Genomic DNA, 25,488 nt, shown 5'->3' with positions numbered 1-25,488 from the left:
GCGTTAAACGGTCTTCTCCCTCCGCCATTCTTACTTGATTTTTCGGATCTAAAAAGTCGAAGTGCTGAAGCATCCGCCTTATCCATGGGTCCCTGTGAATCAGAGGTTCATGAAAACTCTTGGATGGGATGTTTATAATAAACAGGGATGGTCTGAAAAAGCTAGAGAAGTCAGCGTAGAGCAACCCATTAAAATTTCTGGAACAACGGATTTCATTGATTACAGTTTCAAGATTGGAAGAGATCTTGTTTTTATTGCAGAGGCTAAAGCTCCGAAAGTAAGGATTAAGGATAATCTGAAAGCTGCCCTTCAGGTTCGCAGCTATGCATGGAATGCAAAACTTCCACTCTGCATCCTTACCAATTTTGATGAGTTTGCAATCTATGATTGTACCAAAAAGCCGAGCCCGTCAGATCCCGCTGGATATGCACGAATTGAATATTTTACATACAGGGAGCTCCCAGCCAAATGGGAAGATATCGTTAGAAGATTTTCAAAAGATGCTGTCTTCAATGGTTCATTCGATGAATTTGCAAAAACAACTAAAGGGAAGAAAGGAACCGCCAGTGTCGATGAAGCATTCCTGAATGAGATTGAAGAGTGGAGGAAATCACTTGCGCAGAATATCATGCTCAGGAACCGCGACCCCCCGCCAAATGTCGATGAACTCAACTTTGCGGTTCAGGTTATTATTGACAGGATAATTTTCCTCCAGAACTGTGAAGATCGCGGACTTGAACCCTATGGGACACTGAAGGCAATTCTTGATTCCGATAATGTATATACCCGGCTTTGTGAGCTGTTCAGGACGGCAGACAGCAAGTATAATTCAGGAATTTTTCATTTTAACAAAGAATCTGATCGTGAGGAACCGGATGTCATTACACCAAAGCTGAAAATTGATGATAAGATTCTGAAAGTGATAATCCATGAACTAAGTGAGGGGCCCTATGAATTTTCAGTCATTCCTCCGGCAATTCTTGGACAAGTATACGAGCAGTTCCTTGGTAAAGTGATTCGGATCACTGATGGTCTGAATGCAAAAGTGGACGATAAACCGGAAGTAAAGAAAGCCGGCGGGGTTTTCTATACGCCACAATATATCGTTGAATATATTGTTAAACACACTGTCAGAGAACTTGTTGAAGGGAAAACTCCCCGAGAGGTAGCTAAAATCCGAATATTGGATCCGGCTTGTGGATCTGGCTCATTCCTTTTAGGCGCATACCAGAGTCTCCTTGACTGGCACCTGGAATGGTATATCCAGAATCTTGCGCCGCTATTGAACACGAAAGTACCGATAACAGACTCAAGGATCCAAGAATTATTGCCGGAACCTTTGCCGAGAAAGAAAAAAGACTTAAATTCTGTCGAACTTCCGATATACCGAACAGGGTATAATGAGGGAATAAACAAATTGGACAGAACCAAGAGTGACTGGGCTCTTTCAACATCAGAAAAGAAACGGATTTTAATCAAAAATATTTTCGGTGTTGATATCGACCGGCAGGCTGTTGAGGTCACAAAACTTTCGCTTCTTCTCAAGGTTCTTGAAGGAGAGAAGGAAGAAAACCTAGACAAGCAACTCAAAATAAGTGATGAGCGAGCCCTCCCAAGTCTCGATAAAAATATCAAATGCGGGAATTCATTAATCGGGACGGATATTTTGACACCTGAATTATCTCAGGAAGATGTCAGGAGAATTAATCCGTTTGACTGGGATAGGGAGTTCCCTGATATCATGCTGGCGGGCGGGTTCGATGCGGTAATCGGGAACCCGCCATATGTGAGACAGGAAGGGCTGAAAGAGTCGAAGAAATATTTCGAGACTCATTACAAGGTTTATCAAGGAACTGCAGATCTCTATACATATTTCTTTGAAAGGGGAATTGCATTACTACGGCCGAAAGGATTCTTTTCAATTATTGTTGCGAATAAATGGACGCGGGCAAATTATGGAAAGCCACTCAGAAAATTTTTACTTACGAAACAAATCGAGGAAATCATTGACTTTGGTGATTTGCCTGTTTTCGAAACAGCAACAACATATCCATTAATTATTCGAGTTTTAAATGACTCACCAAAAAGAGAATTTTATGTTGTTCCCGTAAAGAGTCTCAACTTTTCGAATTTAGATGAGTATGTCGTTACAAACTATCATACAATAAAACAAGATTCACTTACAAGCGAGGGTTGGTCTTTGGGAAATGAAGCAGTTGAAAAACTGTTAAAACGAGTAACTACTTTTGGAACCGTTTTAAGTGATTATTTGGGAAACGAGGTTCATTACGGCATTAAAACTGGATTGAATAAGGCATTTGTAATTGATGAAATAACGCGGGCGAATCTTATTAAAGAGGACCCAAAAAGTTCTGAAATTATCAAACCATTTGTTATTGGTAAAGATATCAAAAGATATTCACTTCCAGACAATCGAGGAAAATATTTACTTTTTACACGTCATGGAATTGACATAAAACAATATCCAGCAATTCACAATTATCTCAAACAATTTAAGAATGAATTAATGCCAAAACCGAAAGAATGGGCTGGCGAAGAGTGGAATGGGCGTAAACCGGGATCATATCAATGGTATGAGATACAAGATCGTGTAGATTATTACCAAGAGTTCGAAAAACCAAAAATACTGTATCTTGTTTTTCAAGTAAAGCCCGCATTCACATTAGACCTAACTGGAAATATTTACGCAAATAATGCTGTTTGGATAATCCCAAGAAATGATCTCTATCTTCTCGGATTATTGAATTCAAAAATGGGTTGGTTTTTAACATCACACTATTGTACTCAAATCCAAGGGGGATTCCAATTAATGTTTCAATATTTTGGAAGAATCCCTATCCGCACCATTAACTTCTCCGACTCTGCCGACAAAACCCGGCACGACCGCATGGTCTCGCTCGTCACAACCATGCTCGACTTAAATAAGAAACACCAGGACGCCAAACTCGATCAAGAGAAAACGCTGCTCCAGCGGCAGATTGAGGCAACGGATGCGGCGATCGATATACTGGTGTACGAGCTGTATGAGTTGACGGATGAGGAGATCGGGATTGTAGAAGGTAAGTAATTCAAAATCATAAACTTTTTTCACTCAGTTTTCATTTATCGTGGCAGTCCCATCGGCGTTATCGAATCGGCCAGCAAGTGGAAGAAATACCCGAGGAAGAAACAGGAGATTATGTAAAACGCTGAGAACGTTGAGAAGAACGCAATGATCAACGCTATCAGCGCTGTTGAACCGAACAGCAGACCCACTGCCTTCAATGACCCGATACTGTGGAACAGGCCGCGGTGCTGAAAATTTGTAGCGGGTTCAATCCAGTCTGGAATAATCGATCCTATTACCACTGCAAGCCCGCCCCAGATCCAAGGATCGTTTATCGTGCTGACAATGCCTCCAATGACATAGGCATATCCAAGGAAGGCGATAATTCCAATGCCGATATGCTCGGAGGATCTCATTTCAGATTTTTATTATGATCTCGGCATGATAAGCAACAGGGCTTGTGCTGTGAAAGTGTTGATCTGGGGTTGTACTTCACAGGGATCCTATCAAAAATCACTCATACGGCACAGCCCACGCTTTCCCGGATTGATCCAGCAGCACAATCCGGTCTCCTCCCGGAAAAAAGGGGCGAGCGGGGGAGCGACGAACTCCTCCCCCGGGACCACGTTAAACAGTCACAATGCAGTGTGCAATCAGCCGGGGGGCCCGAACGGATCTCTTGTTGCACGTGGCATTGTGATATGATAAAATCGCCAAATGATACATATAAATTTTCTAACGCACTTCTCTACCGGTTCTGAATGCTCGTTCATGCAATATTCTCCATAGCGAATCAAATCCATTGAAAATCCGGCATGGGGGTCTCCCACCAACCCCCCCTCCCCCATGCCAGGGGGGTCAGACAAAATTTACAGAAAAACGGGGGGGGTCGACCGGTAACCCCCCACCTTAAAAATGGGATGTACGCAACATTGCACGCACTTTTTACCAGGCCCCCGGAACCCTCCACCACCGGAGCAGCCGGTTTCCGGCCTACTCAATTCTGATGGGAGGGGGGTCGATTCCGGCCAAAGGGGGGGAGGGGTCGGCCGGAGACCTCCCCCCATGGTGGGTGGGGGGGTCAAAAATTATTTCCGGAAAAATGGTGGGGGGGTCAGCGGTCGACCCCCCCGATGCCCCCGGTTGTTTACACCCTCACCATCGGGCACACATTACAGCCCGCCATCTCGCCAAAACAGAACAGGAACCGCTCCCGGATCGTCCGCGGGAGTTTCTCCTCCGGGATCGGGACAAATCCCAGGCTTTTGTAAAAGGGGATCAGCACAAGCGTGGAGCGAATGACGGATGACCATTTGCTGGTGTCAATGATGAAAATATCCGATCAATCGCGGGTTTTTTCCGCACCGCGTGTCTTATGTTCAATCTTTTTCGAAATGTTCTCGAATTCCCTATCTGAAACAACAGTATCTTCTGTAATCCTTCGCTGGGAAAATTTTTCATATTCCTCTAATGCGAGATGCTGCGCAACTTCCATGGACACCTTCCCGGCATCTTCAAGAATTTCCCGCTCATTGAATTTGAGGAAATTATCCAGTTTCTCTTTCCATTCGATCATGTAGACGGGTTGTTTTCGTTCTGCCTGCATCTCTGCATAATCGAGATACATAGTGATGATGCGATTGAGTTGCGAGATCTCCGTCTCGTCAAGGTAATTTTTCGCAACCGTGACATCCCCCTTTCTCACTCTTGCACCTTTCCAGGCAGTGAGTCCCATATTCGGCCGGGATGCATCGGCCCGTTCTGCAATGATCTCCGCAGCAGTGTGACCGGTGATTGCCCAATGCAGCTTGTTCTGCACGATCCTGAAAAAATCGAGCGTTGTCTCTGCGTGCGGATCGTAATCGATTGCAAGCGTGTAGATATCCTTGATCTTCTGGTAGAACCGCTTCTCGGATGCCCGGATATCCCGGATGCGTTCGAGCAGTTCATCGAAATAGTCGGCACCGATGCTCTTTCCTTCCCGGAGCCGCTCATCATCGAGTACAAATCCTTTGATGAGGTACTCGCTCAGTCGCTCAGTAGCCCACCTGCGGAACTGCGTGCCCCGGTGGGAACGGACACGGTAGCCGATGGCGAGGATCATGTCGAGGTTGTAATATTCGATGGAACGCTGAACGGTTCGGGTCCCTTCTGTTTGAACTGTCAAGTATTCCTTGACAGTTGCAGTCAGCGAGTGTTCTCCTTCAGCAAGAATATTCCTGATATGGAGGCTGACATTCTGTTTGGTTATCTGGTAGAGGTCTGCGATGAGTGCTTGGGAGAGCCACACGGTTCCTTCTTCGAGCCGCACCTCAATGCGGCTTGTCCCGTCTTCGGACTGGTAAAAAAGGATCTGAGAACGGGTTACTGGTTCCGGAACCGGGTTATTGCTCAATCAATCACCAACATCGCACCATTGCTTACTTAGTGATAACCGGGCGTTTGGCCTTTTATAGTGTGTTACCGTGGAGTGAAAATAACGGTGGGATCGTTTGGTTGGCGTCAACAAATTGATCTAAAATCGGGGTGTTTCTCATTTTTGCAGCACATTTTCGAGATCTTTAAAAAAGTCTCACCATCGGACACACATTACACCCCACCATCTCCCCAAAGCAGAAGAGGAACCGTTCCCGGATCGTCCGCGGGAGCTTATCCTCGGGGATCGGGACGAACCCGAACGTCTTGTAAAACGGGATTAAAACCAGCGTTGAGTGAATAAAGATCTGTTCCGAATCGCAGGCCGCAAGGAGTGCCTCCACCGCTTTTCTCGCGTACCCCTTCCCGCGATAGCTCTCTGACGCAAAGACGCAGTCCATCTCCACCCCATCCGGGTGGACGGTATGCCGGGCGGTTGCGGCAAGGTGGCCGTCCTCAAAGACACCGAATATCCGCTCGGTCGCCGTGTCCGCCTTCTGGTCGCGGTACTCTTCCCAGAGTTTCTCGGCAAGGGAAAATTCCCCGGGTTTCAGCTCGCGGACTTCAACGGTCATAAAAACACCCTCTGATTATCATGATGGACAGTCCTTGGATACCGTACTATTTCAGCGTGCGGGATCTGACACGCCCCCCTCACATGCTTATAACCCACCGGTACCCACCTTTACCATAATGTGCGGGATCGCAGGCCAGTACTGCCTTGACGGACGGGCGCCGGACACAGCGCTCCTTGCCGCAATGTCGGAGCGGCTCGCCCACCGGGGGCCTGACGGCGAGGGGACCCGGATCTGCGGCTGCACGGGGCTCGTGCACCGCCGCCTCGCCATCATCGACCTGAGCGATGAAGGGCTCCAGCCGATGACGAATGAGGACGAGACGCTCTGGCTGCTCTTCAATGGCGAGATCTACAACTACATCGAGCTCCGCGATGAGCTGATCCAGAAAGGCCACCGCTTCCATTCGCATTCCGATACCGAGGTGATCCTGCACGCGTACGAGGAGTGGGGAACAGACTGCCTCGCCCGCTTCAACGGCATGTGGGCCTTTGCGCTCTGGGACACAAAGCAGCAGCAGCTCTTCTGCGCCCGGGACCGGCTCGGCATCAAGCCGTTCTATTACACGCTGGCCGGCGGATCGTTCCTCTTTGCCTCCGAGATCAAGGCCCTGCTCGCCCACCCGGATGCGGGGAAGCGACCGGATGACCGGACCCTCGGCACGTTCCTCGCGTGGGGTGTGCTCGACCATTCGGGGCACACGATGTTCGATCAGGTCTTCCAGCTGGAGCCGGCCCATGCCATGGTTGTCACGGCTGCCGGCCCGCAGAAGCCGTTCCGGTACTGGGACGTGAAGGTCAATCCGGACATCTGTTCCGCCATGCCCGATGATGATGCCGCGTCCCGGCTCCTCGGAATCCTCCGCGATGCAACCCGCATCCACCTCCGGAGCGATGTCGCGGTCGGCACCTGCCTCTCAGGGGGAATCGACTCCTCAACCCTCACGGTGCTCATCAACGACATCATCCGGAGCGAGGCCCCGGCAAGCGTCGGGACAAAACAGAAGACCTTCTCCGCGGTCTTTGCCGACAAGCGGTACGACGAGAGCCGGTATATCGATGAGATCGTGGCCGCAACCGGAGTCGACGCCCACCACGTTGTGCCGGCACCGGACCAGCTCTGGGAGGATATCGACCGGCTGGTGTACATGCAGGACGAGCCGTTCGGCTCGCTCTCGATCTATGCCCAGTACTGCGTGATGCGGCTCGCACAGGAGAACGTGAAGGTCGTGCTGGACGGGCAGGGAGCAGACGAACTCCTTGGGGGGTACCTCGCGTACCAGGGGAGTTACATCGGCTCGCTCCTCCGCTCGTTCCACTGGGGGACGGCCCTCCGCGAGATTGCCGGCAGCATCATGCGCCATGGCGGGTTCTTCGGATCGGCAGCACGGCAGCTGGTGGAGCGGAAGAAACGCAGGAGCCTCCTGCGCTGTACCGCTGATGAGATCCTCAGGTATAACGGGAGCCTAGACCGCGTACTGTACAACGAGCTCACGTCCACCAACCTGCCCTCGCTCCTCCATTACGAGGACCGGAACTCCATGGCATTCTCCATAGAATCGCGGGTCCCGTTCCTCGATTACCGGTTCGTGGAGTACGTGGCATCCCTCCCGCTCAGCCAGAAAATCCGGGGCGGCGTCACCAAGATCGCTCTCCGCAACGCCATAAAAGGTATCGTCGCGGAATCCATCCGGTGCCGGATGGACAAGATGGGGTTCGTCACGCCCGAAGAGGTCTGGATGCAGGAAAACCTGCGTCCGTTCGTGCTGGAACTGCTCTCATCCGATGCCTTCCGCGCCCGTCCGTACTGGGACGCGGATGCGGTGACGCAGAACTATCAGGAGTTCCTCGAAGGGAAGTCCGCGTACTCCCCGGAGATCTGGCGGATTATCTGTACGGAACTGTGGCTCCGGAAATTCTTTGACCGGCGCAGTGCTGCCGTGTCCGGGTGAGCGGTCCACGGAACGGCAAAGACCGGCAATCCGGGAGTACAGCGGGATCGGATTTTATAAATGGTCACTCTCAAGAGATCTATAAGAAGAACCCGGTACATCCCAACGGCCCGGGCGGAATACTGGTATCCTATGAAATCTGTCATCCTTGCAGGCGGTGTCGGGACGCGGCTCTGGCCGCTCTCGCGGGAATATTATCCCAAACAGTTTCTCCAGATGAACGGACAGTCCCTGTTCCAGAAGACGTACCAGCGGGCTGTCAGCCTTTCCGGGCCGGACGGAATCTATGTTGTCACCAACGAGATCCACCAGTACCTGGTCATAAACCAGGTCGACGAACTCGGGTACACGCTTGATGCATCTCATCTTCTTATCGAACCCGAAGGGAAGAATACCCTGCCGGCGATCGGGTGGGCGATGCAGCGCATCAGGGCCGGCGACCGCCATGCAACGGCCGTGGTCTTCCCGAGCGATCACGTCCTTGGCGACGATGCCCTCAACCAGATCCGGGCAGCGGAACCCACGGCAAAAAAATATCTTGTCACGTTCGGGGTAAAACCCACCTCCCCCCACACGGGATACGGTTACATCAAGCCGGGCAAAACGATGGCAATCGGCGCTGTCGCTGACGAATTCAAAGAGAAGCCTGACGAGAAGACCGCACAGGTTTATGTCAAGAAGGGATACCTCTGGAACAGCGGGATCTTCCTCCTCTCCACGGACTGCTTCTTTGCCGAGCTCAAGCGCTACCAGCCGGGCCTTTTTACCAGCCTCGCGGGGGACTGCGATCCGGCGTACCAGGATCTGGAATCAATATCCATTGATTACGGCCTGCTGGAACACTCGAAGAAGGTCGCAGTCGTCCCGCTGGATGCGGCATGGAGCGACCTTGGCACCTTCAAGGCGCTCTACGACACGGAGTCCCACGACAAGGACGGGAACGTCGGGAGCGCAGAATACCTCTCCGCGAAGAACAATTACGTCCACGCCCCGGGCAAACATGTCGGCCTTATCGGTGTCAGCGATCTCATTGTCGTGGATACCAACGATGCCCTGCTCGTCTGCAACAGCAAACAGACCGAGCAGGTCAAGACGCTCGTCACGCGGTACAATGCCGAAAATGATCCCGTGACCAAGTTCCACCGGCAGGTCCACCGGCCATGGGGTTCCTACACGATCCTCGAGGACGGGGCGAACTACAAGATCAAGCGGGTAACCGTCAAGCCCGGCGAGAAGCTCTCCCTCCAGCTCCACCACCACCGGAGCGAGCACTGGGTCGTGGTCCAGGGAACGGCTGAGGTCGAGCTGGACGGCGAGAAGCGGCTCCTGCGGAAAGGCGAGAGCTCGTATGTCCACAGCGGGACCGTGCACAGGCTGAAGAACCCCGGCCTGATCCCGCTGGAGGTCATCGAGGTGCAGCTCGGGGATTATCTCGAAGAGGACGATATTGTCCGGTTCGATGACGAGTACGGCCGGAAGTGATCCGGCCTGACCCTTCACCGATCGCGTTTTTGATCCTTGTGTTTCTGGAAACTCCGCTGCGGAGCCGGTGACCCGCTCCCGACAAGAGACCGTGGCCCTCCGATGAGATCCCGGCGGCCCGCTGCTTCCAGCCCTTCGATGACGAGCGGGCGGTTCCGCGGTTCGCGGTACTGCAGGAGGGCACGCTGGACCAGTTTCTCGCGCCCTTTTGCAACGTGCACCGGTTCGAGGGTGAACGGGTCAAGGCCGGTATAGTACATGCAGGTCGAGACGCTCATGGGCGTTGGCGTGAAGTCCTGCACCTGTTCGGTGTAGAGGTTGTTGTCCCGGATATATTCCGCGAGCAGGACCATGTCGCGGATCGTGCAGCCCGGGTGGCCGGACATGAAATAGGGCAGGATATACTGTTTTTTTTGTTTGTTCTGCTGCAGGGCAGCGAAGGCTTCGCGGAACCGGTCGAAGACTTCCTGCGGGGGCTTGTGCATGATGGCAGTCACATTCTCTGCCACGTGCTCGGGGGCCACTTTCAGGTGGCCGGAGACATGGTGATCGCAGATCATGCCCAGGTACCCGCTCTGGTCTGCCATCACGAGATCATAGCGGATGCCGGACCCGATGAAGACCTTCCGGACACCGGGGATCTGCCGAAGGGAGGTCAGGAGCTCGCACTGTGCCTGGTGGCTTGTGTGTAATGTCCTGCACGCAGGGCTGCACTGCTTGTCCCGGCAGGCCCCGTGCTTCTCCCAGAGATCGCAATACAGCCCGAACATGTTCGCGGTCGGGCCTCCGACATCCTGCACGATGCCCCTGAACCCCGACATCTTCGTGAGACACGTCACCTCCCGGACAAGAGACGCTGTGCTCCGGGCCTGGATGATCCGGCCCTGGTGGTGGGTGAGGGCGCAGAACCAGCAGCCGCCAAAACAGCCGCGGTGGCTGGTGACCGAGAACCGGACCGGTTCAAGGGCCGGGACGGGTTCCCGGTAGGATGGATGGGCCTCGCGGGAGAACGGCAGCTCGTAGATATGGTCGAGGTCCGGTGTCGGGATCGGCCTGGCCGGAGGGTTCTGAAGGACAATGGTTTTTGGGTGCGGCTGTGCAACAACCTTCCCGCGGACCGGGTCCTGCTCGTGATAATGGAGGGCGAATGCCCGGGCATACGCGGCTTTGTCCGAAGAGACTTCCGTAAAGCTGGGGATTTCAACAATCCCTTCCGGCCGTGCGGAACGCCATTCACCGATCTCCATCGTATATGCCGTCCCGGGGATGTCCCGCAGGGAAGAGACCGGTTCACCCGCGTTGAGCCGCCGGGCGGTCTCCGCCATCTGCCATTCGGCCATCCCGAATGCCAGGAGATCGGCCGGGGCATCTGCAAGGATGCCCTGGCGCACGCGATCCTGCCAGTAATCATAGTGGGCGAACCGCCGGAGGCTCGCCTCGATGCCCCCGAGGATAACGGGCGTTCCGGGGAAGAGCTGCCGGACCTTGTTGGCATACACGATCACGGCCCGGTCCGGCCTCTTCGGGATGCCCCCGGAGGAATAGACATCGTTGCTCCGCCGCTTCAGGTTCGGGGTGAAGTGATTCACCATCGAATCGACATTGCCCGAGGAGATGCCAAAGAAGAGCCGGGGAGCCCCGAGCCGGGTAAAATCCATAGCGGATTTCCAGTCCGGCTGGGTGATGATACCGACCGAGAAACCGGCGTCCCAGAGGACCCGGCCAATGAGCGCGGTCCCGAACGACGGGTGGTCGACATAGGCATCCCCGGTGATGAGAATGATGTCGAACTGGTCAATGCCAAGCCGCTTCCCCTCTTCAGGAGACACGGGAAGGAACCGGGGCTGCGGGATCATACAACAGGGGCAGGGTCGCTGCCGGCAGAGGAACGGGGTATTTCAGGCATTACGATGGTGGCGGCCGCCGGGTCAGGTCGCGGATGATGTCGGCAAGACCGCCCGGCAGTTCGCTCTTTGGCTCGCTCTTCGGTTCGTTCTTCTGCTCATTCTTTTCGGGTCTCTTGTCGATACGGACTGCCGGTCTCTCTTTTTTGTCAACGGTCCCAGGGACATCTTCTGCCGGTGTATCCCGGCTCCCGAAAACAGGCAGGATAATCCGGGTCTTCTCATCGAACTCCCGCCGGACCGAAAGACCGGTGATCTCGTAGATGACTGCCTCGACAATGAGATACGTGACCGCAGAATCCCGCAGGCAGCCGGTCAGGGCATGACCGGCCCGGCCAACCGAGGCATGATAGTGGATGTGGGGACCTGCCTCACCGGGAGAGATGGTACCGACACCAAAAACTTCCCATCCACCTTCAAAATAGACAAAGTGCGGATCCGGGGGATAGACCGGCTCTTCAGGCCCGGTCGCCATCTTCCCATCCAGCAGGGCACCGAGGAAGACCACGGAACCGGCAACGATCTCTTTGTCAGTGACGAACTGCTGGAGAGTGGCGATCAGATCCTCCCCGGTATCGATCCGCACGACAAAGACCCTGCCGATCCGGCCCTCCGAATACTGCATATTCAGGCTCCCCTTTTGTTATTCATATGGTTTGTGCGGGTTTATATCTTATATGGCAATAAAAAAGAGGTATACGGCGTTTTGCCGTTCTCCTGTATGAAAAGAGAGCCGGGGCCTTATCGTCCCCCGGCACCGCCGCCACCGAATCCCCCGCCTCCGCCAAAGCCGCCGCCACCGAATCCCCCACCGGAACTGCGCTGGCTGGGTGGCGAGAAGGCCATGAGCGGCATGAAGGCATAGTTCATCCCCGCAATGCCCATCGGGACACCGGTCTCCGGGATATTAATATTCAGGGATTTCATCGCGGCCTCGACCTTCTCCCCGACCCCGAGTGCGGTACCATAGACCAGCCACTCGCCCCACATCGGGAGATCCGCAGGTGCATACTTCTGGATCATCGCCATGTTGGAGAGGAAGTTGGAAAACGCATCCCATTCGAGCTTCTCGCGGTAATGATCGTCCTTCCAGTGCCCGAAGAGGGTTGACGGGGCCGCAAGGGCGATCGCAACCTGGACAACGACAACGATCCAGAGCAGGAGAGCCGGGAAGAGGATATACGACTCCATGGGCGATACGATGAGAAGGATGAGCGTAACCGCCATCAGGACAATCGCCGGGAAGAACAGGACCATGAGGTGGCTCCTGCCATCGACAATGTACTGCGACGAGAGGGTGGTATCCACCCGGCTGGTGACATCGGTGAGCGACTTCTGGTACTTTATCGCAGTCTCCTCGGCGCTGTGCAGGGTCTCTGCCTTCTTTGTCAGCGCCTCGATGCGGCCTGTATCCACAACCCCGTTCTCGGCAAGCACGCCCAGGAAGGCAATGACCCGCTGCTCGTAGGCATCGGTGCCATCCGTGGACAGGACGCGGATCTGGATATTTTTTCCTTCCGCTGTCTCGGAGATGACAATGTTCTTTCTCCGGTGGAGATCGAGGAGGGTCGCATAATACCCGTCCTCATCAAAGTCCGTTGCATCGTTCGTGAAGAGAAGGTTCACCTGCCAGGGTTTGAGCTTCGGCGAGGGGATCGTGCTCAGGTAGGCCGGCACGACAAACTCCTTCTCCCTGCCGTACTTCCTGTAGATCACGATGAGAAGAAGGGGGGTGAGGATGACCGCAACCGCCCCGAGAATCTTCAGGAGATACGCGGCATAGTAGGGGACATTGTACCAGAAGGCAGCTGACGCGGCACTGTCCCGCACATTCTGCAACTCGCTCCGGAATCCCGGGAACCTGCTGAAGGCCTCCGTGGTTCCCAGCATCTCGACTGCGAGGATCTCGTCGGCGGCAAGGCTCCCGGTGATGACATAGCTGTCGCCCTCCTTCTGGGTCTGCATCAGGGGCGGGTATACATACACCTGATCGATGCCATTGGCCGGGATCGTGACCTTGACGTCCCGGTACGGGATGTGCGAAGTCCCTGCCAGTTTCAGGTTCAGGTGAGTGGTTGTAGCATCATATTCAAGGGGGGGATTGAGGACATACGTGTACTGAGTGGAGTAATCCCCCGCATCGTAATACGAAGGATTGTAGATTCCCACCTCATTGTACTCGGCAAGGTCGCCAATCCTGCTGGCAGAGGACCTGTCAGCAGAAGAGCCATAGAGAGAGACCGTTCCCGTACTGTCCTTGATGTAGCCCGTCGTGCCGGATGGGGGGTTCATGGACACCATCCGGATATAGGGTTCCGTGCTGGCGTTGAGAGTGAGCGGGACCTCCCAGATACGGTAGAGCATGCGGTACTCCCCGCTGCTCCCGACATTGTACGCGTACTGCTCCGAGAGCGTCCCGTCCTCGTACAGCACCGCATCGTAGGAGCTGACCGTCAGGTTCCCGTCAAAGAGCGGCGTTAATACCGCGATGAGAATGAGGATGATGACGCCGAGGGCAAGGCCCCCTCCCACCACCCATCCGAGTTGTTGTGTTTCACCCACAGGCATTACCCGGTCAGAACTCGATCTTCGGCGGGGTCTTGATCGCTTCCTCAAACTGGAGGTACTCAAGCTTGACGAGGTGCATCATCTTCGCGATGAAGTTCGAGGGGATGGTGTCCACCATGGTGTTGAACTCCTGCGAGATGTTGTTGAAGGTATAGCGCTGGCGTGCGATCTCGTCTTCGAGACCCTTGACCGAGTCCATGAGGCTCGTGACGGTGGTCGAGGTCTTGAGGTCGGGATAGTTCTCGGCAACCGCAAGCAGCCGGCCGAAGATTGACCGGGACTCGGCTTCGACCTTGTTCAGATCGCCGGGACTTGCCGAGGCAACGCTGGCCCGCATTGCCGTGACCCGCTCTAACGTCTCCTTCTCGAACTTTGCATAGCTCTTGACAGCACCGAGGAGCTGCTCGATCATGTCGAGCCGTTTCTTCATGGCAACCCGGATCTGGCCGAGCGTTGCCTCAGAGGAATTCTTCAGGCTGACGAACCGGTTATAGATACTGACAATCCAGAGCACAAGCCCGATGATGACAAGGACAACGACGCCCAGGATAATCCATCCAATAAGACCTTCCAGCATGTGTTATCGCAGTACTGATGATCGTTCCAAAAGATAAGATATCGGTTGGACGGCCTGCACCATGCCGGGTTCCAAAAAAGGGTTATTGTATAATCATCGACCCGACAACCCGGAGCTTGCCGCCTTCGAGATAGTGGAGGACAATCCGGGCACCGGGGGTATAGATCAGGTCTTTCTCCATCGTGAGGGTCAGGGTGGGCATCCGCCAGTCTCCCTCGACCACGGCCTTCTCGAGCCGGGTGGGGAGGAACTGCATCCAGTGGCCGGCATAGATGACCATCCCCTCCTTGAGCGGGGCAGGCCAGTACTTCACAAGCTGGGCCTTGCCGGTAACCGTGGTGCCATACTGCACAGCCGGATCATTGGTCAGGACAAACCCGCGGTCAAGGTCTTCGGACTCGATGTTCTTCAGGGCAAGGCCTACGCGGTCACCGTTCACCGCAGTATCGGCATCCTCATCGTGTTTCTGGATGGAGCGGATCTGGGCGGACTTGTTTGTCGGGAGGAGCTTGAGGGTGTCATGTTTTTTGATGATTCCCTGTGCAACGGAGCCAAGGACGACAACACCGACACCCTTGACATTGAAATGGGCGTCCACCGGGACAACCCCTTTTCCGGAACCCTCGTGGACTTTCTGGTGTGCGGCCTGTTTTACCGCGATCCCGAGCATCTTCTCACGGATGCCGAGCATGTCCTCTTCGATAACCTCGTAGTGCTCAAGGACCGTGCCCTTGATCAGCGGGGCTATCTGGTCGGGGGAGAGGTAGTTCTTGAGGATGAGATACCCGTGGGCCTTGCCGGCGCACTGGAGCATCAGCACGCATTCGCCGAACGTGGCATTGATCTCGTCAACCACGAGGATCACGTGGTCCGCCATGGAGACTGCGTAGAAGAGCGAGGAGAGCTTCTCCGGGTACCGGGTCGGTTCGATGAAGGTGACCGTTGCTTCGCCCTTCTTCAGATTGTAGAACGTGATGTCGCTCGTCGTCCCCTTCTTTCCCAGATCCTTGGCATAATCCGGGGGGGCGAGAATGGCGACGGTGAGATTGGACATGACTAGATGTTGGGCGGTATTGGTATTTGGGGTTTTAGAGGGAGATGTTCCCGGGATTGTAGGGGCGCCGGAGAGATTCAGGCGCCGCTCTTCTCTGTACGATTCCTGAAGAAATCCAGGATTTTATTAATGTGGGCCCGGGAGGGTTTTACTGCCAGGTACATCAGCACGAGGAAGAGGATGCTCTCCACGGCAAAGAAGAGCCAGGTAAGGTACCAGCCGGAGGAACCGGCTGCACCGGTGTAACTGGTATTGACGTACAGGGTGCCAAAGAGCAGGGGAAATTCAACATAGGCAAGGACCTGAGTAATATAAAAACAGGCAATACCTGCAAGGCTGTCGGCAACCAGCAGGGCAACGAATGGCAGGAACCAGAGGATGTACTGCGGGCTGTGATATTTCATGCAGAAGACGATACTGAACAGGGAGAATGCCAGCAGTTTTATCAAGGTTTTCTCACTGGGTCTCTGGTCAACCCACGCATATACGAGCAGGGTTATCATGACCAGTCCCAGGAGGACATACATCAGCGTGGACACGATCGCAGAGGAGATCCCCAAGTGCAGGATATCGTTAAGACACGCAGAGAGCGTGTTGGTGGCGGTGTTCACATAGACATCAGTACGAACCAGGCTTCCGCCGATATACGAACTGATGATACCCGGTGCGAACAGGAGAACGGGAATGCCCAGGATCAGGGCAACGGGAACGAAAATCTTCAGGGCCGAGAGGATCTCCTGCTTCAGGGATGTGGACTTGGCGTTGTACAGGACAAGGAAGGGGAAGGCGACAAGGGGATAGATCTTTGCCAGGAAACCGGTAGTCGCAGCAAGATATCCCCTTAACGGCATCTTATACACCGTAAAGAGGACGGCAACCATCAGCAGCGATGTCGGGAACGCATCGAACTTGGTTAGCACGAAATAGGCCCCGGCAAATGCCGTTGCATAGAGTGTGCCTGCGATGAATGCGGTCTTTTCATTGTAGATCTTCAGCCCGATCAGGTAGATACAGCCAACGATGGCTGCATCGCAGAGGATCATCAGGACCTGGAACGAGAAGATAAACGCGCTGGCACTATTGAATAGCCATGCAGGAATGAATGCAAGAATTATCGGGATATATGCCAGGGGTGGATAATCAAAACTAAAATCCACATACGGCATTTTCCCGTTCAGCGGATTGATAATGCTTTCAAGATAGTACTGGTGATCGAATGTATCAACAAACGAGTGAAAAATGTAGATCGTTGCAAAGAGAACGCATATTTTCGTGATCACAGAGAGTGCAACCAGAGCGAGGAGGTGATTCTTCACCGTCTCTGCATCAACGGTCTTGAGGGTAACGCCACAAAAACTGAAAGGTTCGATGCTATCTTTTCCTTTTCTTATCCGGGAAACCCCGGAACCTGCCGCTTTCTTATCACCAGTTTGCTTTCCCATGACACAGTTTCCTGTTGTTTATCAACGGGGCTGTTGCGCAGCCTGCGCTATCTGACATGCATTTCTTTTCTGAAGTTTTTAACCATTATGAAAAAGGGTCAGGTCCGTTTTGTGACCCACGTGAACCGGCGGTTCACAAAAAAGTTCCAGATGAAGCCCAACAGTATGCCGATAATATTTGCGATCTGATAATCCATGGCAAGGAACATGACAAAGGCGTTCAGGATGGCAAAGTTGATGACCGCCCCTCCGAGTGAGACTGCTTCAAACGCAACGAGCCGCTGCCACCGGCTGGACAGTCTCTGCGGTTGCCCCTTGCTTTTGAACGTCCAGGTATCATTCCAGAGAAAATTGTTCAGGATGGCCAGCTGGATGGCACATATGCTTGCAACGGGAATTGAGAATCCGGCATATTCCTTGAGGGCAACGAGAACCCCCTGGTTTATCACGATCCCTGAAATCCCCACAATGCCGAACTTGAACACTTTCTTCCATTCCCGCCATGCAGCGCTCTGGTGATGTACGAAGGAGTACAGGGTGATATCAGCAACCTGCTGGGCATATTCGATGATCGTCTTGATCTTCAGTTTGCTGGTCCCGATCTCCCGGTCGCTGAATTCAAAGGGGATCTCTTTGTCATGCTCCCAGACGCCTTTGCCCAGCACTTCCAGAAGGATCTTGTAGCCCCGGGGCTTGAGCTGGGCTTGTGCAACTACGTTCTTCCTGATTGCAAAAAAACCACTTACCGGGTCGGTGATCTCCGGAAAGAGGAGCCGGCCCAGAAACGTTGCTCCAAGAGAGATGATCCGGCGTTTCAGGGGCCACTTTTTGATCCCCCCGCCTTCCATGTACCGGCTGCCGATCACCACATCGTTGCCGGCCCGGATCTCATCATACATCTTCGCGATAAGGGCCGGGGGATGGGACATGTCCGCATCGATCACCACAAAGATCTCCGATGAGGCATGGAGAAACCCGTCGGCAACCGACTGCGAGAGGCCGTGATCGGAGGTCCGGACCAGCAGGTTCACGTTGGTTTTCGTTCCCTTCAGTTCATTGACAATGGCAATCGTATTGTCAGGGGAGTTATCATCAACAACCAGGATTTCGCCGTTGAGGGCGTTTTTCCGGAAGACCGCGTCTACTTCCGTGATGATGGTCCTGATATTCGCCTCTTCCTTGAATGTGGGGATGATGACGGTGAGGTCGTACATGGTGGGTCAGACGGATGATACTTCAGGAATTCGTGAACAGATAGATGCCCGAGGTCACTTGTGCACCTTTCGCATGTTCCTGCAGCCAGGCTATGGAGTCTCCCGAGGGATCGGCAGAGCTGATGTCCCCGGTCACGACATAAAATACCGTATTATTGACATTACTGCCTGCAACGGCAGCCAGCTGCTCCGCACTTGAGGCACCGTACTCGAAGGTTTCCTCAGTGGCATTGGAGTAGTAATAATCAAACGGCTGGCTGATATACCCGGGAACAAAGACTATGGCATCCCCGGGCTGGGCTGCCTGCCGGACTTGCCCGGCAAATCCTCTCCAGTCCTCCTTGGAATAGGATGTGTAATAACTGGAGAAGAACGGGGTGGTGACACTGAGCAGGACCAGTAACGCGATGAAACCATACACCACACCCCGGTTGCTGATCAACCCGTAAACGGGTTTGTAGGCAAGGGCAATCCCGATGAAATACACCGGGACCAGGATGATAAGATAGCGGGGCACCATCGGGATCTTGTACGAGAGAAACCAGCTGATGGCAAAGGGCAGGACCATGAGCGCCACAAGGAAGATGCCTTTGTTCCTGTCAAGGTGGAATGCCTGCATGACACCCACCACGAAGAGGAGCAGGAAGAGGAACATCACCATCGCAGAGAAACCGGAGAGCTGCTGGAAGGTTGTTATGATCACATCGGCACCCTGCAGGCCAAACGAGGGGCCCCCGGTTGTCCTGCTGGTAAAGAGCTGAAGTGCGACAAAGAGCAGCGGCAGGCTGACAACGACAAAGACTACCCCGGCTGCAACGAGGTATTTGATCTCCCGGATATCCTTCCTCAGGTCGGGGATCTTAACGATAAGAGCGTACAGGAGAAGGGAGCCCGTCACGACAATGGTATAGAAATGAGCCCAGAGGGCCAGTGCAGAAAGAACGCCGAAGAGCAGCCAGGATGACAGCTCATTGGTCTTCATGGCTTTGAGGAAGAAAACCATGGCGAATGCAATGAAGAAGAGCCCCAGGGAGTAGGCCCGGGCTTCCTGGGAGTAGAAGAGCAGGAACGGGGAGATGGTGCATATCGCTGCCGCAATGATGCCGACATTCCGGTCAACAAACTCCTTTCCGATGAGATAGATGAGCGGGATGGTCAGGATACCTGCAAGCGCCGGCACAAACCTGAGAACAACCTCGTTGTTCCCGAACATGAGCATGAAATGCTCGATCCAGTAGAAGAGGGGGGGGTTGAACTCCCCGCCGGTTGTTGCCTGCCAGATCGCGGGAATCGACTTGATGGCGAACTGGTAGGTCGAGGCTTCATCCAACCAGAGGGAGTTGAAGCCGAGATTGACAAACCGGAGGATGGCGCCGATGATCGTGAGGGAGAGGAGGATCTGGACGTACCGGCTGTGGATAAGGATATTTTTCACGGAGGCAAAGGAAAGGTTCCGAAACGAAAATCCGGGCGCAACAAAACCGTCATCCAGATCGCAGATACTGTTGCCGGTCTTTTTCTTCCGGTCTTCCCGCTCCTCACGTTTCTTCGCCATGACAACTCAGTATTATTGCGTAAATATTCCCATATAGTTTGTTGCACTGTGTTTTCCGGGGATTTTTAAGGATTTAATCCCGTGTCGCAGGTATCCGGTAATGATATTATCGATCTTCTTTCACCAGCAGCGGGGCGTTGAGGGCTGCCAGCAGGTGTTCCTGTGTGGTGACGACCGTGGACGCCTGTTCGAGCATCAGGTTGACCCGTTCGCAGGCACCGACATGGCGGAAATCCGTCCTGAGGGCTATCACCGGTTTCCCTTGTGCAAACGCGTATCCCATCTCCCACGCGGTGCCGGAATCAGCATCCGCACCATCGATGATGGCAACCACGATGTCGGCCTCTTCAAGGGCTTTTTTGTTGGCGGCAAAGAGCCGGTCCTGCACGTTCTGGATCCGGCCCGCTGAATCGTCACCCAGCTCCTGCGGCAGGTGGACAGAGAAGAGGTTCTCTTTCAGGAGCCTTCCAATGTGGGCATTATAGGAGCGTTCGGCTTCCGAGAAGAGCGGTGCGGCGAGATAGACCCGGTAGCGGGAGAACGTGATTGTATCGATGGCAGGGATCCCGGGAAACCGGGAGAGGAAGACACCCCGCCCGGCCCGTTTTGGAGGTTCATCGCCCCTGCTTCCGTAATACGTACTGGTCACCCCGCAGGTAGGCGATGAGTTGACCCCGATAATACAGAGCGGCGGCCCATTCTTCGAGATGATATCGCTGACCTGTTCTTCCAGATTGTCCAGCAGCCGGGAAAATGCAGGGCTGTCCAGTCGTTCAAGGAAGGTGCCCGGCTTCCGGGCAGGGCCCAGAAAGATCGTCTCCGGGCAGGGCAGCGGGATCATTGTTATCCCGAAGGCATCACAGCGTACTTTCGTGCGCTCAAATGCCTCGATATCCGAAGGTTTCGTGATGCCGTCAGCACGGAGTGTCGGGTTGAGTATGCAGGGACTGCAGAGCACGTACATTATTTAGAGTGTTGACACGCACAGATGATCAATGATACCCCTGTTTGCCTACCGGGACAACAGCTGCGATCCCCGTAAGTGCACGGTCAAGAAACTGGAGCGGGCGGGATTTCTCAAGATTTTCAAGACCCTGTCACAGGTCCCCAGGAATACCCTGATCCTCGATCCCACAGCAGAGCAGGCATTGTCTCCCGCGGACCGGTTCGTAAAATCCATTACGGTGCTGGACTGTTCGTGGGAGGTGCTGGATACCGGGGCTATCAGTTCGTGGCGGATACGCAGGGCGCTCCCGTTCCTGATGGCGGCAAATCCCGTCAATTTCGGCAAGCCCTGCAAACTCACCTCGGTTGAGGCTGTTGCAGCAGCACTCTATATCATGGGCGAACAGGAGCGGGCGGGCGAGCTCCTCTCGAAGGTGAACTGGGGAATCCGGTTCCTTGAAGTGAACAAGGAACCGCTGGAACTCTATGCTTCGGCCAGGGACAGCACGGAAGTTGTCAGGTACCAGGCGCTGTTCATCTGAGCCCATCCAGATTTTTTCTTTTTTTATTCAGGAGACCCGTATTTTACCTGCTAAAACCGCGGGGATGTTTCGTGTATTCAGGTAGATCTTCCGTGTTCCAGCGAAGAAGTTCGCCGGAAAAATCTGGGAGAAATGCTGCTACAACCCATCGTACAGGGAGAAATTTTTCTGTACCCACGCGACCCCCCTCACCCTCCAGCACCACGCCCATTCCAATTTTATGACGTGAAACTGATGCTTTTTTGTTCAAAACCAGGAACCGCTGAGGGGGGGTCGCGTGGGTACAGTTGTATCTTTGCAGTCCGCGACTGAAGGTCAGGATTAAAAATTTATGACGTAAAATCACATAACCGCCCCGGGGCCGGGCCGGAAAAGTGTACCCATGCGACCCCCCCATCACCCGTTCTTTTGATCGTGATTCTCATGGGGAAACCGGTTTCGAAACCTATGCCAGCTCCCCTCCCGCGCCAGGGTGTCTCCCGGAGGAGGCGGAGTGCGTTGGGATAGTGAGATGCAAGAATTTTCAGGATCGGATCGTATCCTGTCATTTTTGTCTGGTGGACGACGCAAACATTTCGCATAGTTTTTTCTATTCCGGCGCAATGTACGATTGTATGATCAAGGTTGCCATCAACGGGTACGGGACCATCGGTAAGCGCGTTGCCGATGCAGTGGCTGCTCAGAAAGACATGAAGGTGGTCGGCGTCTCCAAGACACGCCCGAGTGCCGAGGCCTTTGTTGCAAAACAGCGGGGATACCCGCTCTATATCGCTGATCTCTCGAAGAAGGAGGCATTCGAGAAGGCCGGCCTCAAGGTCGCCGGCAGTGTCGAGGAGATGTGCAAGGCGGCAGATGTCGTGGTCGATGCAACGCCCGGAAAAGTCGGTGCAACGAATAAGGCGATGTACGAGATGCTCGGGAAGAAGGCGCTCTGGCAGGGTGGCGAGGAGCACGAACTGGCCGGGTTCTCTTTCAACTCCTCCTGCAACTACAAGGACGCAATCGGACGGCAGTTTGTCCGGGTGGTCTCCTGCAATACCACCGGCCTCTGCCGGATCATCAATGAGATCGACAAGGAGTTCGGGGTCACCCACGTCCATGCCATCATGGTCCGGCGCGGGTCCGACCCGGGCGAGATCAAGAAGGGACCCATCGATGCAATTGTCCTGGATCCGGTCACGGTTCCGAGCCACCACGGCCCGGATGTTCTCTCAGTGCTGCCCCACATCTCCATCACCACCATGGCCATGATCGTCCCGACCACGATGATGCACATGCACGCGATCCAGATGAGCACGAAGAAGCCTGTCAGCAAAGAGCAGGTCATCGGGCTCATCAACAAGCACCCCCGTCTCGGCCTCATCAAGAAGGCTGCCGGCATCAAGAGTACCGCCGAACTCAAGGAGTTCGCCATGGACCTTGGCCGGCAGCGCTCCGATCTCTGGGAGAACTGTATCTTCGAGGACTCTATCTATGCGAGCAAGAACGAGCTCTGCTTCTTCCAGGCCATCCACCAGGAAGCAGATGTTGTTGTCGAGAACGTTGATGCGATCCGCGCAATGATGGGCGGGGAGAAGGATGCGGCCAAATCCATCGCCGCAACGAACGCAGCCCTCAATTTCAAAACCATCCAGAATAACCATTAACTCCCGGCATCACCCATATTTTTTAATGGACGCATACGAGCGTGTTACCCGGAACACTGTCGAAGTCGTCACCGATGACGATCTCCGGGCGTTACTTTTACAACCCACAAAACGGGTTTATGCCGGTTACGAGCCGAGCGGCGAGATCCATCTCGGCCACCTTGTCACGATCAACAAACTCGTGGATCTCCAGGCTGCCGGTTTTGAAGTCACCGTGCTGCTTGCCGACCTCCATGCCTTCCTGAACCGGAAAGGAACCATGGAGAAGGTCGGGGAGCTTGCCGAGTACAACAAGCGCTGTTTCGAGGGGCTGGGCCTGAAGAACGTGAAGTATGTCCTGGGATCCGAGTTCCAGCTCAACCGGGAATACCAGCTGCTGGTGCTCCGGCTCGCGCAGGAGATCACCCTGAACCGGGCCACCCGGAGCATGGACGAGGTCGGGCGGCAGATGGACAACCCGACGGTCTCACAGATGGTGTACCCGATCATGCAGATGGCCGACATCGCCCTTCTGGGCGCTGATGCTGCGGTCGGGGGGATCGACCAGCGCAAGATCCACATGCTCGCCCGCGAGCACCTGATCCACTTCGGGTACAAGGCACCGGTCTGCATTCATACGCCGATCTTAAACGGGCTTGACGGCAAGAAGATGTCCTCATCACAAGGCAATTATATCTCTGTCGCTGACACAGAAGATGAGATACGGAAGAAATGCCAGAAGGCATTCTGTCCTCCCGAGATAGCTGAGAATCCCATCCTCCAGATCTTCCAGCACCATGTCTTCCCCCGGCTACCTGAGATAACAATCAGGAGACCGGAGAAGTTCGGCGGCGACCGGGTGTTTGCCAGCTATGCTGAGCTGGAGGCTGCATATGGTAAAGGTGAGGTCCACCCGATGGATCTCAAGAAGGCCTGCGGGGAAGGGCTCGTCGAGATCCTTGCCCCAGTCCGTGACTATATCCAGTAATCCGATAGATAATCCTGATATACCCGGTGGCACCGCGTGAAAAAGGAAACCAACATTGATAAAGAACTGGACCGGTTCGACCAGCGGCTCGAAGAGATGGGGATCCGCATCAAGGATGCCAACAATTTCAAGGTGCGGGAGGATGTCTTTGATGAGGTTACCCTCCTCGCACTCTACAAACTGGTACACAAGAAGTGGTTCTCCGTTCTCGGCGGCTCGATCAGTACCGGTAAAGAAGCCAATGTCTTCTATGCTGAACGGGATGGGGTGGGCGTTGCCATCAAGATCTACCGGATCCAGACCGCCAATTTCACCACGATGAGCTCCTATATCGTGGGAGACCGGCGTTTCTCCCATGTAAAAAAGGCAAAAAAGGAGCTGATCTTTGCCTGGACAAGAAAGGAGTTCTCCAACCTTGTCCGGGCCCGGGATGCCGGGATAGATGTTCCCGAACCCCTGGTCTGGGACCGGAACATCCTGATCATGTCCTTCCTGGGCGAGGGCGAGATCCCATATCCCCAGCTCCGCAATGTTAAACTGGAGGATCCTGCGGAGACGTACGCCCAGATTATGAGTACGATCGATACTCTTTACAAGAAAGCCGAGCTGGTGCATGCTGATTTAAGCGAGTTCAATATATTATACAGCGACAAACCATATCTCATAGATATGGGCCAGTCCGTCACCCGTGATCACCCCCGTGCCCTCCCGTTCCTGATGCGGGATATCAGGAACATCAACCGGTTCTTTAAAAACCGCTGCGATGTCCGGAACGATGTTGAGATCTTCAATGCGGTGACCGGGCTGAATGCCGCGGAGCCGTGACGTTCGATCACGGGTATCGCCAGTGTATCCAGGGAATTATTACAAAATACCAAGGGGAGATTTGACATGGAGCAGGAAGTAAAAATTAACGGAACCAGGGTTGGCGTCCTGATTGGCAAGAGTGGCGCAACCAAAAAGGAACTGGAAACTCGGACCCACACGACCATCACCATCGACAGCAAGGAGGGGATTGTCAAGGTGGAAGGGACCGAAGAGAATACCATCCCGCTCCTCAGGGCTGTGGAGATCATCAATGCCATCAACCGCGGGTTCTCACCCGAGCGGGCATTCCAGATGATCGAGGATGAGGATCTCCTGCTCGAAGTGATCGATCTGTCCGGTATGGTAGACACCCCCCGGCAGCTGGACCGGCTCAGGGGCCGGATCATCGGCAAGGATGGCAGGGCCCGGGAACAGATCGAGGATATGACCGAAGTGGAGGTCTCCGTGTTCGGCAAGACGATCGCCCTGATCGGCTATCCCGAACCATTAAAGACCGCACGGGCTGCGATCGACATGTTGATCGAGGGTGTGCCCCACGAGAATGTCTTTGCATTCCTGGACAAGAAGAAGAAAGAGTCCAAGCAGGATATGATCAGTTATTACTATTGATTTGCCATTAAAATCTCGAGATCGTATATATGCGTTATGCTACATTTCCAGTGGAGAATAATTCCATTTATTCATTAGTTTTATCCAAACAAACCAAAATTCTCTTTGTTTTCAGTGGAATTGATGGGGTTTTGCACAGGGTGTGAC

The 25,488-nt window shown here is 54.1% G+C and carries 21 protein-coding genes; 8 read left to right on the top strand and 13 right to left on the bottom strand.

Features of this window, described 5'->3' with window-relative positions; translation table 11 throughout:
- Positions 1-109: 109 nt before the first annotated feature.
- Positions 110-3,088: an N-6 DNA methylase gene (locus LUQ43_RS07650; RefSeq protein WP_299965886.1), complete on the top strand. Its 2,979-nt coding sequence runs from the start codon at positions 110-112 to the stop codon at positions 3,086-3,088.
- 35 nt (positions 3,089-3,123) lie between these two features.
- Here LUQ43_RS07650 and LUQ43_RS07645 read toward each other — a convergent pair whose 3' ends face one another.
- The 4 genes from LUQ43_RS07645 to LUQ43_RS07630 all read right to left on the bottom strand — a co-directional run bounded on the left by LUQ43_RS07645 (position 3,124) and on the right by LUQ43_RS07630 (position 6,057).
- The gene (locus LUQ43_RS07645) at positions 3,124-3,483 is read right to left on the bottom strand and encodes a metal-dependent hydrolase (RefSeq protein ID WP_299965883.1); all 360 of its coding nucleotides are present in this window, start codon (positions 3,481-3,483) and stop codon (positions 3,124-3,126) included.
- A 731-nt stretch (positions 3,484-4,214) separates the two neighbouring features.
- Positions 4,215-4,352, bottom strand: a complete 138-nt coding sequence (locus tag LUQ43_RS07640; RefSeq protein ID WP_299965880.1) for a hypothetical protein — start codon at positions 4,350-4,352, stop codon at positions 4,215-4,217.
- A gap of 57 nt (positions 4,353-4,409) precedes the next feature.
- A complete protein-coding gene (locus tag LUQ43_RS07635; RefSeq protein ID WP_299965877.1) occupies positions 4,410-5,462 on the bottom strand; it encodes a virulence RhuM family protein in 1,053 nt (350 codons plus the stop codon).
- Positions 5,463-5,628: 166 nt separating this feature from the next.
- Positions 5,629-6,057: a GNAT family N-acetyltransferase gene (locus LUQ43_RS07630; RefSeq protein WP_299965874.1), complete on the bottom strand. Its 429-nt coding sequence runs from the start codon at positions 6,055-6,057 to the stop codon at positions 5,629-5,631.
- Positions 6,058-6,175: 118 nt separating this feature from the next.
- Here LUQ43_RS07630 and asnB point away from each other — a divergent pair, with 118 nt between their 5' ends.
- Together asnB and LUQ43_RS07620 are read left to right on the top strand one after the other, a co-directional pair.
- Positions 6,176-8,008: an asparagine synthase (glutamine-hydrolyzing) gene (gene asnB / locus LUQ43_RS07625; protein WP_299965871.1), complete on the top strand. Its 1,833-nt coding sequence runs from the start codon at positions 6,176-6,178 to the stop codon at positions 8,006-8,008.
- Positions 8,009-8,140: 132 nt separating this feature from the next.
- Positions 8,141-9,490 (top strand): mannose-1-phosphate guanylyltransferase/mannose-6-phosphate isomerase, encoded by a 1,350-nt coding sequence (locus LUQ43_RS07620; protein ID WP_299965868.1) that lies wholly within the window; start codon positions 8,141-8,143, stop codon positions 9,488-9,490.
- A 14-nt stretch (positions 9,491-9,504) separates the two neighbouring features.
- Here LUQ43_RS07620 and LUQ43_RS07615 read toward each other — a convergent pair whose 3' ends face one another.
- The 9 genes from LUQ43_RS07615 to LUQ43_RS07575 all read right to left on the bottom strand — a co-directional run bounded on the left by LUQ43_RS07615 (position 9,505) and on the right by LUQ43_RS07575 (position 20,768).
- Positions 9,505-11,346: a YgiQ family radical SAM protein gene (locus LUQ43_RS07615; protein WP_299965865.1), complete on the bottom strand. Its 1,842-nt coding sequence runs from the start codon at positions 11,344-11,346 to the stop codon at positions 9,505-9,507.
- 49 nt (positions 11,347-11,395) lie between these two features.
- The gene (locus tag LUQ43_RS07610) at positions 11,396-12,019 is read right to left on the bottom strand and encodes a PPC domain-containing DNA-binding protein (protein WP_299965862.1); all 624 of its coding nucleotides are present in this window, start codon (positions 12,017-12,019) and stop codon (positions 11,396-11,398) included.
- A gap of 116 nt (positions 12,020-12,135) precedes the next feature.
- Positions 12,136-13,962 (bottom strand): DUF2207 domain-containing protein, encoded by a 1,827-nt coding sequence (locus LUQ43_RS07605; protein WP_299965859.1) that lies wholly within the window; start codon positions 13,960-13,962, stop codon positions 12,136-12,138.
- A 7-nt stretch (positions 13,963-13,969) separates the two neighbouring features.
- Positions 13,970-14,539, bottom strand: coding sequence for a LemA family protein (locus LUQ43_RS07600; RefSeq protein ID WP_299965856.1), 570 nt, complete (start codon positions 14,537-14,539; stop codon positions 13,970-13,972).
- Positions 14,540-14,621: 82 nt separating this feature from the next.
- On the bottom strand, positions 14,622-15,593 hold the full coding sequence (locus LUQ43_RS07595; RefSeq protein ID WP_299965853.1) for an EF-Tu/IF-2/RF-3 family GTPase: 972 nt from the start codon (positions 15,591-15,593) through the stop codon (positions 14,622-14,624).
- 77 nt (positions 15,594-15,670) lie between these two features.
- Complete coding sequence (locus tag LUQ43_RS07590; protein ID WP_299965850.1) at positions 15,671-17,035, bottom strand: hypothetical protein; 1,365 nt, start codon at positions 17,033-17,035, stop codon at positions 15,671-15,673.
- Positions 17,036-17,133: 98 nt separating this feature from the next.
- The gene (locus tag LUQ43_RS07585; protein WP_299965847.1) at positions 17,134-18,249 is read right to left on the bottom strand and encodes a glycosyltransferase family 2 protein; all 1,116 of its coding nucleotides are present in this window, start codon (positions 18,247-18,249) and stop codon (positions 17,134-17,136) included.
- 22 nt (positions 18,250-18,271) lie between these two features.
- Complete coding sequence (locus LUQ43_RS07580; protein ID WP_299965844.1) at positions 18,272-19,804, bottom strand: glycosyltransferase family 39 protein; 1,533 nt, start codon at positions 19,802-19,804, stop codon at positions 18,272-18,274.
- Positions 19,805-19,910: 106 nt separating this feature from the next.
- Positions 19,911-20,768: a nucleoside 2-deoxyribosyltransferase gene (locus LUQ43_RS07575; protein ID WP_299965841.1), complete on the bottom strand. Its 858-nt coding sequence runs from the start codon at positions 20,766-20,768 to the stop codon at positions 19,911-19,913.
- Between the two features lie 31 nt (positions 20,769-20,799).
- Here LUQ43_RS07575 and LUQ43_RS07570 point away from each other — a divergent pair, with 31 nt between their 5' ends.
- From LUQ43_RS07570 to LUQ43_RS07550, 5 genes are all read left to right on the top strand, one after another.
- Positions 20,800-21,291: a DUF367 family protein gene (locus LUQ43_RS07570; protein WP_299965838.1), complete on the top strand. Its 492-nt coding sequence runs from the start codon at positions 20,800-20,802 to the stop codon at positions 21,289-21,291.
- A 614-nt stretch (positions 21,292-21,905) separates the two neighbouring features.
- Positions 21,906-22,937 (top strand): type II glyceraldehyde-3-phosphate dehydrogenase, encoded by a 1,032-nt coding sequence (locus LUQ43_RS07565; protein ID WP_299965835.1) that lies wholly within the window; start codon positions 21,906-21,908, stop codon positions 22,935-22,937.
- Between the two features lie 25 nt (positions 22,938-22,962).
- Entirely contained in the window at positions 22,963-23,904 is a 942-nt protein-coding gene (locus LUQ43_RS07560) for a tyrosine--tRNA ligase (RefSeq protein ID WP_299965832.1), read from the top strand.
- A gap of 96 nt (positions 23,905-24,000) precedes the next feature.
- Positions 24,001-24,729 (top strand): serine protein kinase RIO, encoded by a 729-nt coding sequence (locus LUQ43_RS07555; RefSeq protein ID WP_299965895.1) that lies wholly within the window; start codon positions 24,001-24,003, stop codon positions 24,727-24,729.
- Between the two features lie 66 nt (positions 24,730-24,795).
- The gene (locus LUQ43_RS07550; RefSeq protein ID WP_299965829.1) at positions 24,796-25,341 is read left to right on the top strand and encodes a KH domain-containing protein; all 546 of its coding nucleotides are present in this window, start codon (positions 24,796-24,798) and stop codon (positions 25,339-25,341) included.
- Positions 25,342-25,488 lie beyond the last annotated feature (147 nt).

Source organism: Methanoregula sp. (assembly GCF_028679125.1).
In the GTDB taxonomy this organism is placed as follows: Archaea; Halobacteriota; Methanomicrobia; order Methanomicrobiales; family Methanospirillaceae; genus Methanoregula.
The sequence above is the reverse complement of the archived record's forward strand: the minus strand, read 5'-3'. Positions and strand labels throughout refer to the sequence as shown.

Bases quoted from the DNA above. Each gene is read 5' to 3' on its own strand.
- LUQ43_RS07650 (WP_299965886.1), top strand. From the start codon at position 110: ATGAAAACTCTTGGATGGGATGTTTATAATAAACAGGGATGGTCTGAA.
- LUQ43_RS07645 (WP_299965883.1), bottom strand. From the start codon at position 3,483: ATGAGATCCTCCGAGCATATCGGCATTGGAATTATCGCCTTCCTTGGA.
- LUQ43_RS07630 (WP_299965874.1), bottom strand. From the start codon at position 6,057: ATGACCGTTGAAGTCCGCGAGCTGAAACCCGGGGAATTTTCCCTTGCC.
- asnB (WP_299965871.1), top strand. From the start codon at position 6,176: ATGTGCGGGATCGCAGGCCAGTACTGCCTTGACGGACGGGCGCCGGAC.
- LUQ43_RS07620 (WP_299965868.1), top strand. From the start codon at position 8,141: ATGAAATCTGTCATCCTTGCAGGCGGTGTCGGGACGCGGCTCTGGCCG.
- LUQ43_RS07615 (WP_299965865.1), bottom strand. From the start codon at position 11,346: ATGATCCCGCAGCCCCGGTTCCTTCCCGTGTCTCCTGAAGAGGGGAAG.
- LUQ43_RS07610 (WP_299965862.1), bottom strand. From the start codon at position 12,019: ATGCAGTATTCGGAGGGCCGGATCGGCAGGGTCTTTGTCGTGCGGATC.
- LUQ43_RS07605 (WP_299965859.1), bottom strand. From the start codon at position 13,962: ATGCCTGTGGGTGAAACACAACAACTCGGATGGGTGGTGGGAGGGGGC.
- LUQ43_RS07600 (WP_299965856.1), bottom strand. From the start codon at position 14,539: ATGCTGGAAGGTCTTATTGGATGGATTATCCTGGGCGTCGTTGTCCTT.
- LUQ43_RS07595 (WP_299965853.1), bottom strand. From the start codon at position 15,593: ATGTCCAATCTCACCGTCGCCATTCTCGCCCCCCCGGATTATGCCAAG.
- LUQ43_RS07590 (WP_299965850.1), bottom strand. From the start codon at position 17,035: ATGGGAAAGCAAACTGGTGATAAGAAAGCGGCAGGTTCCGGGGTTTCC.
- LUQ43_RS07585 (WP_299965847.1), bottom strand. From the start codon at position 18,249: ATGTACGACCTCACCGTCATCATCCCCACATTCAAGGAAGAGGCGAAT.
- LUQ43_RS07580 (WP_299965844.1), bottom strand. From the start codon at position 19,804: ATGGCGAAGAAACGTGAGGAGCGGGAAGACCGGAAGAAAAAGACCGGC.
- LUQ43_RS07575 (WP_299965841.1), bottom strand. From the start codon at position 20,768: ATGTACGTGCTCTGCAGTCCCTGCATACTCAACCCGACACTCCGTGCT.
- LUQ43_RS07570 (WP_299965838.1), top strand. From the start codon at position 20,800: ATGATACCCCTGTTTGCCTACCGGGACAACAGCTGCGATCCCCGTAAG.
- LUQ43_RS07565 (WP_299965835.1), top strand. From the start codon at position 21,906: ATGATCAAGGTTGCCATCAACGGGTACGGGACCATCGGTAAGCGCGTT.
- LUQ43_RS07560 (WP_299965832.1), top strand. From the start codon at position 22,963: ATGGACGCATACGAGCGTGTTACCCGGAACACTGTCGAAGTCGTCACC.
- LUQ43_RS07555 (WP_299965895.1), top strand. From the start codon at position 24,001: ATGGGGATCCGCATCAAGGATGCCAACAATTTCAAGGTGCGGGAGGAT.
- LUQ43_RS07550 (WP_299965829.1), top strand. From the start codon at position 24,796: ATGGAGCAGGAAGTAAAAATTAACGGAACCAGGGTTGGCGTCCTGATT.